This window comes from Streptomyces sp. SAT1 (assembly GCF_001654495.1).
GTDB classification, from domain to species: Bacteria; Actinomycetota; Actinomycetes; order Streptomycetales; family Streptomycetaceae; genus Streptomyces; species Streptomyces andamanensis.
In genome coordinates, this window is the sequence record NZ_CP015849.1 from 148,823 (window position 1) to 161,890 (window position 13,068).

The 13,068-nt window shown below is 73.9% G+C and carries 12 protein-coding genes; 9 read left to right on the forward strand and 3 right to left on the reverse strand.

Annotation, left to right across the window (positions count from 1 at the left end; genetic code table 11):
- Window positions 1-4 precede the first annotated feature (4 nt).
- From A8713_RS00610 to A8713_RS00625, 4 genes are read left to right on the forward strand one after another with little or no spacing between them, the layout of a single operon-like run.
- A complete protein-coding gene (locus A8713_RS00610) occupies window positions 5-949 on the forward strand; it encodes an ABC transporter permease (RefSeq protein WP_064530879.1) in 945 nt (314 codons plus the stop codon).
- Window positions 946-1,797 carry an ABC transporter permease subunit gene (locus tag A8713_RS00615; RefSeq protein WP_064530880.1) on the forward strand — a complete coding sequence of 284 codons (852 nt, stop codon included), beginning with the start codon at window positions 946-948 and terminating at the stop codon, window positions 1,795-1,797. The genes A8713_RS00610 and A8713_RS00615 overlap by 4 nt, the downstream gene beginning before the upstream one ends.
- On the forward strand, window positions 1,785-3,395 hold the full coding sequence (locus A8713_RS00620; protein WP_064530881.1) for an ABC transporter ATP-binding protein: 1,611 nt from the start codon (window positions 1,785-1,787) through the stop codon (window positions 3,393-3,395). The genes A8713_RS00615 and A8713_RS00620 overlap by 13 nt, the downstream gene beginning before the upstream one ends.
- Window positions 3,392-4,177, forward strand: coding sequence for a class I SAM-dependent methyltransferase (locus A8713_RS00625; RefSeq protein ID WP_064530882.1), 786 nt, complete (start codon window positions 3,392-3,394; stop codon window positions 4,175-4,177). Before A8713_RS00620 ends, A8713_RS00625 begins: the two co-directional genes overlap by 4 nt.
- A gap of 34 nt (window positions 4,178-4,211) precedes the next feature.
- On the opposite strand, the gene A8713_RS00630 is transcribed toward A8713_RS00625, so the two are convergent.
- A complete protein-coding gene (locus A8713_RS00630; RefSeq protein ID WP_064530883.1) occupies window positions 4,212-4,979 on the reverse strand; it encodes a helix-turn-helix transcriptional regulator in 768 nt (255 codons plus the stop codon).
- A gap of 111 nt (window positions 4,980-5,090) precedes the next feature.
- A complete protein-coding gene (locus tag A8713_RS00635) occupies window positions 5,091-6,278 on the reverse strand; it encodes an MFS transporter (protein ID WP_064530884.1) in 1,188 nt (395 codons plus the stop codon).
- Window positions 6,279-6,833: 555 nt separating this feature from the next.
- Here A8713_RS00635 and A8713_RS00640 point away from each other — a divergent pair.
- The 5 genes from A8713_RS00640 to A8713_RS00660 all read left to right on the forward strand — a co-directional run bounded on the left by A8713_RS00640 (window position 6,834) and on the right by A8713_RS00660 (window position 11,628).
- Window positions 6,834-8,711, forward strand: coding sequence for a sensor histidine kinase (locus A8713_RS00640; RefSeq protein WP_064530885.1), 1,878 nt, complete (start codon window positions 6,834-6,836; stop codon window positions 8,709-8,711).
- Between the two features lie 254 nt (window positions 8,712-8,965).
- Complete coding sequence (locus A8713_RS00645) at window positions 8,966-9,385, forward strand: roadblock/LC7 domain-containing protein (RefSeq protein WP_064537160.1); 420 nt, start codon at window positions 8,966-8,968, stop codon at window positions 9,383-9,385.
- A complete protein-coding gene (locus tag A8713_RS00650) occupies window positions 9,382-9,738 on the forward strand; it encodes a DUF742 domain-containing protein (protein ID WP_064530886.1) in 357 nt (118 codons plus the stop codon). Before A8713_RS00645 ends, A8713_RS00650 begins: the two co-directional genes overlap by 4 nt.
- A complete protein-coding gene (locus tag A8713_RS00655) occupies window positions 9,719-10,369 on the forward strand; it encodes a GTP-binding protein (RefSeq protein WP_064530887.1) in 651 nt (216 codons plus the stop codon). Before A8713_RS00650 ends, A8713_RS00655 begins: the two co-directional genes overlap by 20 nt.
- The gene (locus tag A8713_RS00660; RefSeq protein ID WP_064530888.1) at window positions 10,366-11,628 is read left to right on the forward strand and encodes a cytochrome P450; all 1,263 of its coding nucleotides are present in this window, start codon (window positions 10,366-10,368) and stop codon (window positions 11,626-11,628) included. Before A8713_RS00655 ends, A8713_RS00660 begins: the two co-directional genes overlap by 4 nt.
- Window positions 11,629-11,771: 143 nt before the next feature.
- On the opposite strand, the gene A8713_RS00665 is transcribed toward A8713_RS00660, so the two are convergent.
- On the reverse strand, window positions 11,772-12,998 hold the full coding sequence (locus tag A8713_RS00665; protein ID WP_064530889.1) for a cytochrome P450: 1,227 nt from the start codon (window positions 12,996-12,998) through the stop codon (window positions 11,772-11,774).
- Window positions 12,999-13,068 lie beyond the last annotated feature (70 nt).

The window sequence follows — 13,068 nt, forward strand, 5'->3', positions numbered from 1 at the left end:
ACGGGTGCTGCGCCATGCCCTGCGGCGGTGCGGGTGGACGCTCGTCCAGCTCGCCGCGCTCAGTGTCATCGTCTTTCTGCTGACCGATCTGCTGCCGGGGGACGCGGCCACCGTCGACTTCAACGAACAGGCCGGGCTCGGCCAAGTGGCCCAGTTGCGGGAGCAGATGGGGCTCGACCGGCCGCTCGCCGAGCGGTTCGCCGACTGGGCGCACGGCCTGCTCACCGGTGACCTCGGCACGTCGCTGGTCGGCGGTGGCCCGGTCGGTGCGGTGCTGTCGTCGTCGGTCCCGGTGACGGCGGCGCTGGCCGCCGCCACGGTCGTGCTGCTGGTGCCGCTGGCCGTCGCGCTCGGACTGCTGACGGGGCTGCGGGCGGGCAGCAGGACGGACCGCGTGGTGTCCGCTGTGACGCTGGCGCTCACCTCCGTACCGGACTTCGTGCTGGCGCTGCTGCTGGTCGGTGTCTTCTCGCTGCGCCTCGGATGGCTGCCGTCGACCTGGATCGGCGCGGACGGCGTGTGGTGGCGGCGGCCGGAGCTGTTCGTGCTGCCGGTGGCGGTGCTGCTGGCCCGCACCGTGTGCGTGCTGTCCCGGCAGATCCGGGCCGGCACCGTCACCGCGCTGCACTCCGGCTACGCGGTGCAGGCCCGGCGGCTCGGTGTGCCGCCCGCCCGGCTGGTGCTGCGGCACGTCCTGCCCAACGCGGCGGTCCCCGGCGTACAGGAACTGGCCCGCACCGGTGACCAGTTGCTGGGCGGTGTGCTCGTCGTCGAAGCGGTCTTCGCCGTCCCGGGCACCGCCACGGCACTGGTCGCGGCCGTGCAGAACCGCGACGTACCCACCGTGCAGGCCCTCACCCTGGCCCTGGCGGCGGTGGCGTGCCTGCTCAACCTGGCCGCCGATCTCGTCGGCCAGCGCCTGGCTCCCCGTACGGAGGTACTGCGATGAGTGCCCGCGGACGGTCCGGGGGCCGCCGGGCGGCCGGGGGCGCGCTGCTGCTGGCGCTGCCGGTCACCGCCGCGGTCGTCGGTCCGCTGGTGACGGACCCGGGCATCCCGTCCGACGGCATGCCCTACGCCCTCGGCGACGGCCATCCGCTGGGGACGGACGCCCTGGGCCGGGACGTGCTGACCCTGGTGCTGCGCGGCGGGGCCAGCGCCCTGGGCGTGGCCTGTGCCGCGGTGGCGCTGGCCGTCGCCGTGGGCGGCGCGCTCGGTCTGACCGCCGCGGCGGCCCGCAGCCGCCTGCTGGACGACCTGCTGATGAGGCCGGTGGAACTGCTGCTGCCGCTGCCCTCGCTGCTGGTGATCAGCGTGGTGGGGGTCGGCTGGCGGGGGCATCCGGTCGCGGTGGCACTGGCGGTGGCCGCCCTGAACGCGCCCGCCGTCGCCCGGTTGCTGCGTGCGGCGGCCCTGGACGCCGCCAGCGGTCCCGTGGCCGAGGCGATGCGGCTCCAGGGCGAGTCGGCGGCGCGCGTCCTCGTCCAGCACGTCGGGCGGGCCGTGCTGCCGGTGGCCGCCGCCGATGCCGGGACGCGCGTCGGCGGCGCGGTCTTCACCGTGGCCGCCGCCAACTTCCTCGGTCTCGGTCTCGATCCGACCTCGCCGGACTGGGGCGTGGTGATCGCCGCGAGCCGGGAGGCGCTGTTCGTGCAGCCGTGGGCGGTGCTGGCGCCGACCCTGATGCTGGTGATGTTCACCGTGGGCGCCAATCTGCTGGCGGACGGGCTGCTGCCGCACGCGGCACGGTCCGGTGCGCGGACGGGCGGCGGGAAGGCGGTGCCGTGGAACCGGTGATCGAGGTCAGCGGCCTGACGGCACACGCCGGGACGGCCCGGCTCCTGGACGGCGTCGGCCTCACGGTCGCTCCGGGCACGGTGACCGCCCTGGTGGGACCTTCCGGCAGCGGCAAGACCACCGCGGCGCTGGCCCTGCTGGGCGAGGCGGCGCCCGGTGTACGGCTGAGCGGCACGGTACGGGTCGCGGGCGTCCCGGTGGTGGGGGCCGGCGGACCGACGGGCGCCGGACGGGACGTCCGCGGCCGGGTCGTCTGCTACATGCCCCAGCACCCGGCCCACGCCCTCAATCCGGCCCGGCGGATCGGCTCGGTCCTCACCGAACTCGCCCGTCTGCACCGGCCGGACGCCCGCGGCCGGGCCGTCGCTGCCCGGTACGCCGCCGAAGCGCTGCACAGCGCCGGGCTGCCGGACGAGCCGGCCCTGCGGCGCCGCTTCCCGCACCAGTTCTCCGGCGGCCAGCGACAGCGTGTCGCGCTCGCCCAGGTGCTCGTCTGCGGCCCCCGGGTGCTGGTCCTCGACGAGCCCAGCACCGGTCTGGACACGGTGGCGCGGCTGCGGCTGGCCGGGCAGCTGACGCGGCTGGCCGCCGAGGGGTACGCGCTGCTGCTGCTCAGTCACGACCACGAGCTGGTACGGGCGGTGGCCGGTCGCACCGTGGTCCTCGAACGCGGCCGGGTCGCCTCCTCGGGCCCCACCGCGGACGTCCTCCCGCCGCTCCCGGAGGCACCGCCCTCGCCCGCCGCTCCCCCGGCGCGGGCCCCCGCCGCGGGCGCCGGAGCGGTGCTGGAGGCGCGGGACCTGACCGCGTGGCTGCGGCCGGGCGGCCGGGGCGAGGTCCTGCGCGAGGTGTCCGTGCGGGTGCCCGAAGGCGGCTGCACCGCCGTCGTCGGGCCCTCGGGCAGCGGCAAGACCGTGCTCGCGCGCTGCCTCGCCGGACTGCACGAACGCCATCGGGGGCACCTCGCCTTCCGCGGCTCGCCGCTGCCCGTGCTGCGCCACCGCACGGCCCGGCAGATCCGGGGTGTGCAGTACGTCTGGCAGGAGGTGCGGAACTCCTTCGACGAGCGGCGCACCGTCCTGGAACAGGTCGCCCGCACCGCCGTACGCCTGCGCGGCCTGACGGCGGCGGAGGCGGAACGGCAGGCCCGGCAGGTGTGGGAGCGGCTCGGCCTCACCCCGGAGCAGGCCACGCGGCACGCCGCCTCGCTGTCGGGCGGGGAGCTGCAACGGGCCGCGCTGGCACGGGCGTTGCTCGCCGAGCCCGATGTGCTGGTCTGCGACGAGATCACCACGGCGCTCGATGCCGTCGGCACCGGACTCGTGACCGCGGAGATCGGCCGCCTGCGCGAGCGGAGCGACACGGCCGTGCTGTGGATCGGCCACGATCTCACGCTCGTGGAGCGGCTGGCCGACGACCTGGTCGTCCTCGACGCGGGCCGCGTCGTGGAATCGGGCGACAGCCGTACGGTCCTGTCCGCCCCGCGCTCCGAGATCACCCGCCTGCTGCTGCGGTCCCGGCACCTGGGCACCGCGGGCACGGCGCCCGTCGAACCGGCCCCGTCCGGCGTCCAGCGAAAGGAACACCCCCACCCATGACCACCACCTCGACCGCGTCCGACTGGCAGCGGTGGCAGACGAGCTGGGACCGCCAGCAGGAGTGGTACATGCCGGACCGGGAGGAGCGCTTCCGCGTCATGATCGACGCGGTCGAGGCCGTGGCGGGCCGTACTCCGCTCGTCCTGGACCTGGCCTGCGGCACGGGCAGCATCTCCGACCGGCTGCTGCGGCGGCTCCCCGGCGCCCGTACCGTCTGCGTGGACATCGATCCGGCCCTGCTGTCCATCGCCCGCGGCCACTTCGCCGATGACGGGCGTGTCACCTTCGCCGAGGCCGACCTCACCGACCCGGACTGGACCGCGCGGCTGCCCGTCGCCTCGTTCGACGCCGTCGTGACCGCCACCGCCCTGCACTGGCTGGACACCGGACCGCTCCGCCGCCTCTACGGCAGCCTGGCCTCACTGGTGCGCGAGGGCGGTGTGTTCCTCAACGCCGACCACATGTGCGACGAGTCGGCGCCCCGGCTCAACGCGGCCCTGCACGCCCTGCTGCTGGAGAGCCGGGAGCGGCGGCGGCGCGAGGGCGCCCTCGACTGGGCCGACTGGTGGAGCCGTGTCGCGGACGATCCCGTCCTCGCCGGACCGGCGGCCCGCCGCTTCGCCCTGCTCGGCGATCCGCGCGAGCCCCGCCCCGCCGGTGCGCTGCCCGACCGTCCCACGGCCACGAGCTGGCACCTGGACACGCTGCGGGAGCAAGGCTTCACCGAGGCACGGCAGTTGTGGTGCTCGGCGAGCGACGCGCTGGTGGCCGCGCTGCGCTGAGCCCACGGGCGCCGGGACACCGCGCCCGGCACGCTCACCGCTCCCGCGGGCCGAACACACCCGCGCGGTACGTCCCGGGTGTGGTGCCCATGGCCTGGGCGAAGATGTCGACGAAGGCACTGGCGGATGCCCAGCCGCAGGCGTGGGCGGTGTCGGTGACGGTGGCGTCCTCGGCGAGCATCACCATGGCGTGGAAGAGGCGGACGCGGGTGCGCCACTGGGGGTAGGTCATACCGAACTCCTCGCGGAACAGCCGGGACAGGGTGCGTTCGCCGACGTGGGCGTGGCGGGCGAGTTCGGCGAGGGTGTACGGGCGGCTCAGATCGGCCTCCACCAGTCGGCAGACCTGGGCCAGCCGCCGGTCCCGCGGCACGGGCAGCATGATCGGCTGCTCCGCGACCCGGCGGAGCCGGTCACGCAGGACCGCCTCGATGTGGCGGGTCTCGGCGCGGGTGAGGTCGGGGCTGGTGAGGGCGATCAGCAGTTCGCGTACGAGGGCGTCGACGGCGACCACGGCCGGTGTCCGCGCGTCGAGCACGGGCTTGGGGTCACCGGCCGGGAAACCGACGGTGTGGAAGCGGCTGCGGCCGTAGAAGCGGTGCTCGTGCCAGGTGTGCGCCGGGATCCACAGGGCCCGGTCGTTCGGCGCGATCCAGGAGCCGTGCTCGGTGCGGATCGCGAGGACGCCCGAGCTGACGTAGATCAGCTGGTGGTCGTCGTGGCGGTGGCGGTCGATGACGTCGCCGCCCGCGCGGGACTGGGTGCTGGTCGGCGCGACCGGCTGGTGTCGGATCTCGGACATCGAGGGGAAGGATAGGTCTTGTCGGTGCGGGGCGTGGGGCCCGGCGCCGGCGGGGCAGGTGGCCGCGCCCGTACGGCTCCGCGGCGGCGCGGCGCTCACCCGGTCACCCGGTCACCGGGGGGCCGCTCCGGGGGCTGGTGCGCCGGGTCCACCGGGGCCCGGCTCGTCCGCCGGCTCGTCCGCCGGGTCGTGCGCGGGTTCGCGCAGCGCGGTGGAGAGCAGGATGGCGAGGACCGGGACGACGGCGAGGACCACGAGCGCGCCGCGCGGTCCGTGGTGGCCCGCGACGAGGCCCAGCAGGGGCATGAAGAGCCCGCCGGCGCTCACGGCCAGGCCGAGGGTGACACCGGCCGCGGTCCCCGGACGGCTGGGCAGGTAGTCCTGGCCCAACTTGATCAGCACGGCGAACGGGATGTTCGAGATCAGACCGACGAGCAGGGCCAGCGGAAGGGCCGCGTACTTGTCGTCGCAGGCCAGCATGGCCCACAGGGCGGGCAGCATGGCGGCGTTCCCGATCTGCACGGTACGCACCATGCCGATGCGGTCGGCGAGCCGTCCGCCGAGCAGGGTGCCGAGCACACCGCCGCCGAGTTCGAGGGTCAGGGCGGTCCCGCCGAGTCCGCTGCCCGCGCCGAGGTGGCGGATCCAGTACAGCGAGATGAAGGTGTTCAGACCGGTCGAGACCGTGGACCGGGCGACCTCGACCGCGGTGAGCGCGGCGAAGCGCCCCGGCTGGTCCTTGCCGCGCGGCCCGGCCTTCCGCACCGCGGTGTCCGCCGTGCGGGTGTGGTGGCGCAGCAGGACGAAGCCCATGAGGACGGCCGGCGGGATGAACAGCGCGGTCGCGCCGATGCCGAGCCCGTCCAGGGCCGGGGTCACCAGTGCCGGTCCGACGAAGAAGCCGACGCTTCCGCCGGCCGCGAAGTAGCTCATCGCGGTGGCGCTGCCGCCCGCCGCCCGGCGGGCGTCGCGTCCGGCGGGCGGGTGGAACATCGCGATGCCGACACCGGCGAGCAGCAGCAGCGCGAACACCGCCGGATAGGCGGGCGCCAGACCGGAGAGGCCCGCCCCGACGCCCGCCAGGCTGATCCCGAGCGGTGCCATCCAGCGGAGCCGGTGGCGGTCGGCCAGCAGCCCGATCGGCACCTGGGGCAGCGCACTGCCCAGCGTCGCGGCCAGCGCGAGCCCGGAGGCCTCGACATAGCTGAAGTGCCGTTCCAGCACGAAGTAGGGGACGGCGGCGGGCACGAGGCCCTGGTAGAAGTCGTCGACGGCGTGGGCCGTGGCCCACACCCTCATCCGGCGCCAGTGTCCGGGCGGGTCGCCGACGCCGCGGGAGCGGGTCGTTTCCTGGGTCGAAGTCACAGCACCACGATGGTGAATCGGGGGCAGGCGCGCTTCCCATATTCTGCCCATCGATGTCGGAGAACCGCCGGACGGCGCCACCGGCCCGTCGCACCCGGCCCGGGAGCGATGCGATCCGTCATGCACGGGACGGTGCTTGGCTGGAAACCAGGCGTCCGTGTGAGGGGACGGGACCTCGAAATCCTCGCATCCCAGCACATTGTGACGGTACGTCAGTCAGGCGATGTCAGGTCTGTGCATGTCAGCCGGGTCAGGATCCGGCCGCTCCCACTATCACGCCGACGGAAACGGAACGGCGAGTTCGCGACGAAGTCGAGCCGACGAGGGACTGTACGGCTGGACCGAACGTCTCGTGCGGTGAGGATGGCTAACATGAACCGGAGTCCGGTCGGAAGATCGTCCTCCTCTTGGGGCGTGTCGCGACGACCTGCGGCCGTAGTCCACGGGCCGCACCGTTTCTCCCCCACTCACGGACCGAGGGACCGCGGAATGCCAGTGCCTGCACCGCCCAGCCAGCACCGATCGGCGAAGGAGCCGCACACTTCACCGGCCGTCCCCGTGGCCGTGACGGCGGTGAGCGCCGTGGCGGCCGGCGCGGCGGTCGTCCTGGCGCCGGCCGGCGCCCGCGCCTGGACGCTGGGCGTGGCGGTGACCGGCTGGGTCTGTGTGACCGTGGCCGTGCTCGTCGGCACTCGGCTCGCGCGCCGGGCCCGCCGCGCGGCCGCCGCGCAGGAGACCGAGGCGGCCAGGCTCCGGGCCCAGCTCGCGCAGTACTCCGCTGAGACCGCGCATCTGGTCAATGTCACGCTCCCCGCCGTGGCCGTACGGGTACGGGGCGGCGCGAGCGCGGCGGAGGCGCTGCGGGACGTGTCGCCCTCGGGCGGCGGGCAACTGGGCGGGCTCGCGCAGGCGTTCGCCGCCGCGGTCGAGGAGGGCGCCCGGCAGGCGGCGCTGCTGGACGGCGAGCGCCGGCAGGCCCGGCACGAAGTGGGCGCCGTCATGACCGAGTTGGAGCGGCTGACGCGGGAGACGCTGCCGGCCGCGGTCGCCCGGCTGGGCGAGGGCGAGTCCGCCGACACGGTGCTCGCGGAACTCGACCTGCCGCGACTGCCCGCCGTCCGCACGCTCGCCGAGTCGTTCGTCCGTGAACTCGCCCGCAGCGAGCGGCGCGTGGCCGCGGCGCAGGCCGCCTCCGCGAAGGCGCTCAGCCGGGTCCAGGCCAAGACCGTCAGCATGCTCGCCGATCTGCGGGACATGCAGGAACGACACAGCGAAGAGGTGTTCGGGGACCTGCTGAAGCTGGACCACAACACCTCCCAGCTCGGTCTGATGACCGACCGGCTGGCACTGCTGATGGGCGGCCGGTCCAGCCGCGCCTGGAACAAGCCGATCGTGATGGAGAGCGTCCTGCGCGGCGCGGTGGGCCGCATCGCCGCCTACCGCCGGGTGCGCCTGCACTGCTCGGCCACCGCCGCGATCTCCGGCTTCGCCGCCGAGGGCGTCATGCATCTGCTCGCCGAACTGATGGACAACGCCGCGAACTTCTCCCCGCCCATCGACGAGGTGCACGTCTACGTCGAGGAGCGCAGCGCCGGTGTCGTGGTCACCATCGAGGACAGCGGTCTGAAGATGGCGGACGCGGCGATGCGCCGGGCCGAGGAGGCGGTGTCCGGCCGGATGAGCGACCTGGCCTCGCTCCAGGGCACCCGGCTCGGCCTCATCGTGGTGGGGCGGCTCGCGCTGAAGTACGGCATCAGCGTCAACTACCGGCCCTCCTCGCGCGGCGGCACCGGTGTCGTCGTTCTGCTGCCCCCGCAACTGCTCGCCCAGCAGCGCGAACCCGCGCCGCGCGAGCCGGTCCGCCCGCCGGTCACCGCCGCCGCGTCCGCTGCGGGTGCCGCGCCCTCCGCCACGCGCACGGCCGTCCCGGCGCCCGCACCCGCTCCCGACCTCGACGCGCTCCCGAAGCAGCCACAGGCCCCCGCCCCGGCGGCCCGCCCCGCCCTCGCGGCGCGGCCCGCCGACCGGTCCGACCCCCACGAGCCGGGGCGGCACCGGCGCCCCGCCGGGGCGACCCCGAACGGCCTGCCGGTGCGCAGCCCCGGCCGGACCATGGCGGAGGCCGAGCGGGAGCGCGAGCAGCGCCGGTCGCCGTCCCAGGCGGCACAGGCGACACAGACGACACAGGCGGCACAGACGACACAGGCGGCACAGGACGGCCGTCCGGAGCCCCGTCCCGAGCGCCCGCCGGGGCAGGACGCGGGCGCGCGATTCGGTGCCTTCCACCGCGGGCGCCAGTCCGCGGGCGGCGCCGCGGGACCGGACGGCGAGGAGCGGCCCGGTTCCCGGCCACCGGCCGCGTCCTAGCCCGGCGCGCCCCGGCCGCACCCCTCCCCCGCTCCGTGGGCGCCCGCGCGCCCTGCCCGTACCCCTGCCGCCTCTTCCTCCTCTTCCGCTTCCCTGCCCTTCCCGCTTCCCTGCCCTTCCCGCTTCCCCGCCCTCCGCTTCCGCGCCACACGCGGGGCTCCCGGCGCCCACCTCCCCGTCGAGTTCATGAGACATGAGATTGGAGGAACGGGCCGGTGACCGGCCAGCCGGGCACCACCGTCCCGACACCCGTCATGCAGACCACCGACAACAGCCTCACCTGGCTCCTCCAGAGCCTCCTGGAGCGCACCCCCGGCACCCGGCACGCGCTGGTCCTGTCCCGGGACGGCCTGAAACTGTGCTGGACCGAGCATCTGTCCCTGGACCAGGCCGACCAGATGTCGGCAATCTGCTCCGGCATCCAGGCGCTCGCCCAGGGCGCCTCCGCGGAGTTCGGCGACGGCAGCGGCGGGGTGCGCCACTCCATGACGGCGTTCCACGGCGGGCTGCTGTTCATCGTGGAGGCCGGCGAGGGCGCGCACCTCGCCGTCGTCGCCCGGGAGGACGCCGACCCGGGCGTGGTGGGCCACCAGATGACGGAGCTGGTCGAACAGATCGGCGACCATCTGCGCGCGGAGCCCCGACAGCCCGTCCGAGGGAGCGGTGCCTCATGACGCGCAGGCCCGTGGACATCGGCGACCCCGACCGCCTCTACACGGTCACGGGCGGGCGCAGCCGGGCGAGCGACTCCTTCGACCTGGTCACACTCGTCGTCAGCGAGTGCCGTCCGGCGGCGGGGATGCAGTCGGAGCACGTCCGGATCCTGGAGCTGTGCACCCACCCGACGGCCGTGGTCGAGATCGCGGCCGAGCTGAGACTGCCGATCACCGTGGTGCGGATCCTGCTCGGCGACCTGCTCGACACCGGCCGGATCACCGCCCGGCACCCGCGCGCGGCGCCCTCCGTCGCCTCGCTCCCCGATTCCGCCCTTCTCAAGGAGGTGCTCCATGGGCTCCGCAACCTCTGAGACGTCCGACGCGTCCGTACCGCCTCGGACCTCCGAGCCGCCTTCCCACCGCACACCGCTGGCCGACACCGCGGAGACCGGCCTGAAGATCGTCGTCGTGGGCGGGTTCGGTGTCGGCAAGACGACCCTGGTCCGCTCGGTGAGCGAGATCCGGCCGCTGAACACCGAGGAGGTGATGACGCAGGCCGGTGTCGGGGTCGACGAGATCGGCGCGGTGTCGGCCAAGACGACGACCACGGTGGCGTTCGACTTCGGACGCATCAGCCTCAGCGAACGGATGGTGCTGTATCTGTTCGGCGCGCCGGGGCAGGAGCGGTTCTGGTTCCTGTGGGACCGGCTGTTCTCGGGCACGCTGGGCGCGGTGGTCCTCGTGGACACCCGGCGGATGGACGACTCCTGGTACGCGATAGACCGGCTGGAGCACCACCGGACGCCGTTCGTGGTCGCCGTCAACCGGTTCGACGATGCCTCCCACCACTCGCTGGACGAGATCCGGCAGGCGCTCGCCCTGCCCGAGCGGGTGCCGATGGTCGACTGCGACGCACGGGTCCGGCAGTCCGGCAAGGACGTGCTCATCACCCTCGTGGACCACCTCTACGACATCGCCATGGCCCAGGAGACGACACCGTGACCGACACCGGTACCCCTTCCGCCCATCCGGCACCGCCGGGCTGCCCCGCTCACGAGGACGCGGTCCCGCTGGCCGGTCTCGAGTACCAGCAGACGCCGTCGCAGCTGTACCGCGAACTGCGCCGGGAGCACGGGCCGGTCGCGCCGGTGCTGCTCGACGGGGGCATCCCGGCCTGGCTGGTGCTGGGCTATCCCGAGGTCACGTACGTGACCCGGCACGACGAGCTGTTCGCGCGCGACTCGCGGCGCTGGAACCAATGGGCGAACATCCCGCCTGACTGGCCGCTGCTGCCGTTCGTCGGGTATCAGCCGTCGGTGCTGTTCACCGAGGGCGAGGAGCACCGGCGGCGGGCCGGTGTGATCACCCACGCGCTGGAGGGCGTCGACCAGTTCGGGCTGGCCCGCGACTGCCGGCTGATCGCCGACCGGCTCATCGCCGGCTTCGCGGGCAGCGGGCAGGCCGAGCTGATGACGAGTTACGCACACGCGCTGCCGATGCGGGCCGTGGTGCAGATGTGCGGGATGCCGACGGCGGGCGCGGACACCCAGCAGCTCGTCGACGACCTGCGGATCTCGCTGGACGCGGCCGAGGGCGACGACCCGGTGGCGGCGTACGGCCGGGTGGGCGAGCGGCTGCGGCAGCTGGTGAAGGACAAGCGGGCCGAGCCCGGTCCGGACGTCACCTCGCGCATGCTGCTGCATCCTGCGGAGCTGACGGACGAGGAGATCGTCCAGGACCTGATCTCGGTGATCGCCGCCGCGCAGCAGCCGACGGCGAACTGGATCTGCAACACGCTGCGGCTGCTGCTGACCGACGAGCGGTTCGCGGTGAACGTCTCGGGCGGCCGGCTCAGTGTGGGCGAGGCGCTCAACGAGGCACTGTGGCTGGACACTCCGACGCAGAACTTCATCGGGCGCTGGGCCGTACGGGACACCCAGCTGGGCGGGCGGCACATCCGGGCGGGCGACTGCGTGGTGCTGGGTCTCGCCGCGGCCAACACCGATCCGCAGATCTGGCCGGAGTCCCATGTGGGTGCGGAGAACTCCGCGCATCTGTCGTTCAGCCACGGCGAGCACCGCTGTCCGTATCCGGCGCCGCTGCTGGCGGACGTGATGGCGCGTACGGCCGTCGAGACGCTGCTGGAGCAGTTGCCGGACCTGGTGCTCGCGGTGGAGCCCGGGGAGCTGCGCTGGCGTCCGTCGATCTGGATGCGGGGGCTGGTGTCGCTTCCGGTGGCGTTCACGCCGGTGGTGAGGTAGCCGGACGGTGCGGTACGGCCCGTGGTGCGGGGATCCGGTGCGGTGATCCGGTGTGGTGATGTGGTGGTGATGTGGTGCGGCGAAGTGGCGCGGTGCGGGCCCGTGGTGCGGTCGCCGGGCCCGCCGCTCCGGCCGGGGGCGGGTCAGCCGCCCACGGGGGTGAAACGCACCGGCAGGGACTGCGGTCCGCGGGTGAAGACGCCCTGTTCGGCCGGGTCGAAGCCGTCGGCCAGGCGCATGTCGGGCATGGCGTCGAGGAGTTGGTTCACGCCGGTCTCCACCTCGGCCCTGGCGAGCAGCGCGCCGACGCAGAAGTGCCGGCCGAGCGCGAAGGCGAGGTGGTCGGCGGCCGCGGAGAAGGCGGTCGTGGTGGTGAGGTCGTCGCGCAGGATGTCGAAGCGGTCGGGGTCGCGGTAGCGGTTCTCGTCGCGGTTGGCGGCGCCTATCAGGCAGGTGACGGTGGCGCCGGGGGGCACGGTGCCGCCGCTGAGCCGCACCTCGGTGGCGGACTGCCGCATGATCATGTGGACGGGCGGGGTGTAGCGCAGCGTCTCGGCGAAGGCCCGCGGGACCAGGGCGCGGTCCGCGCGGACGGCGGCGAGCTGGTCGGGGTGGCTCAGCAGGTTGGCGAAGATGCTGGCGATGGCCTTGTCGGTGGTCTCGCCGCCGGCGGCGAGCAGCAGGCTGCAGAACGCCTTGATGTCCTCGTCGCTCATCCGTACGCCGTCCACCTCGGCGGCGCACAGCGTGGACAGCAGGTCCTCGCCCAGGTCGTCGCGGCGCGCGCGGATGATCGGCAGCATGTACTCGGCGAACTCCACCCGGGTCCGCTCGCCCGCCGCGGTCACCTCGGGATCGCCGGAGAGGTTGCCGAGGAAGGCGATGACGGCCGTGTACCAGCGGTGGAAGCGCGCGTGGTCGGCCTTGTCGAGGCCGAGCATGTCGGCGATCACGTTGACCGGGAAGCGGGTGGCGTAGTCGCCGACGAGGTCGGCTGATCCGGTGTGCCGGAACGCGTCGATCAGTTCGCGGGAGTTGCGCTCGATGACGGGCAGGAACTTCTCCTGGAGGTCGCTGCCGCGGAAGGCGGGGGCGACCAGGGCGCGGCGCACGGCGTGTTCCCGCCCGCTGAGCTGGAGGATCGTTTTGCCGTGCACGGGCTCGATCTGCCAGTCGTAGTTGTCCGTGGTGAACTCGTTGTTCTTGTCCTTGAAGACGCGTTCGACGTCCTCGTAGCGCGAGACGATGTAACTCCGGGTGGCCTCGTGCCAGATGAGGGGCGCGGTGTCACGCATCGCACGGTAGGCCGGATAGGGGTCCTTCGCGAACTCCGGCGAGAGGATGTCGGGCACCTGCTGCGCGGTGGACATGATGCTCCCTCAGATAAGGAACCGGCTGTTCCTCTCAGGCTATTGATCATCTGTCCGGGGGGACACCCCC

Excerpts from the sequence above, each read along its gene's own strand:
- A8713_RS00615 (WP_064530880.1), top strand. The coding sequence starts at position 946 with ATGAGTGCCCGCGGACGGTCCGGGGGCCGCCGGGCGGCCGGGGGCGCG.
- A8713_RS00625 (WP_064530882.1), top strand. The coding sequence starts at position 3,392 with ATGACCACCACCTCGACCGCGTCCGACTGGCAGCGGTGGCAGACGAGC.
- A8713_RS00630 (WP_064530883.1), bottom strand. The coding sequence starts at position 4,979 with ATGTCCGAGATCCGACACCAGCCGGTCGCGCCGACCAGCACCCAGTCC.
- A8713_RS00635 (WP_064530884.1), bottom strand. The coding sequence starts at position 6,278 with ATGAGGGTGTGGGCCACGGCCCACGCCGTCGACGACTTCTACCAGGGC.
- A8713_RS00640 (WP_064530885.1), top strand. The coding sequence starts at position 6,834 with ATGCCAGTGCCTGCACCGCCCAGCCAGCACCGATCGGCGAAGGAGCCG.
- A8713_RS00645 (WP_064537160.1), top strand. The coding sequence starts at position 8,966 with ATGCAGACCACCGACAACAGCCTCACCTGGCTCCTCCAGAGCCTCCTG.
- A8713_RS00650 (WP_064530886.1), top strand. The coding sequence starts at position 9,382 with ATGACGCGCAGGCCCGTGGACATCGGCGACCCCGACCGCCTCTACACG.
- A8713_RS00655 (WP_064530887.1), top strand. The coding sequence starts at position 9,719 with ATGGGCTCCGCAACCTCTGAGACGTCCGACGCGTCCGTACCGCCTCGG.
- A8713_RS00665 (WP_064530889.1), bottom strand. The coding sequence starts at position 12,998 with ATGTCCACCGCGCAGCAGGTGCCCGACATCCTCTCGCCGGAGTTCGCG.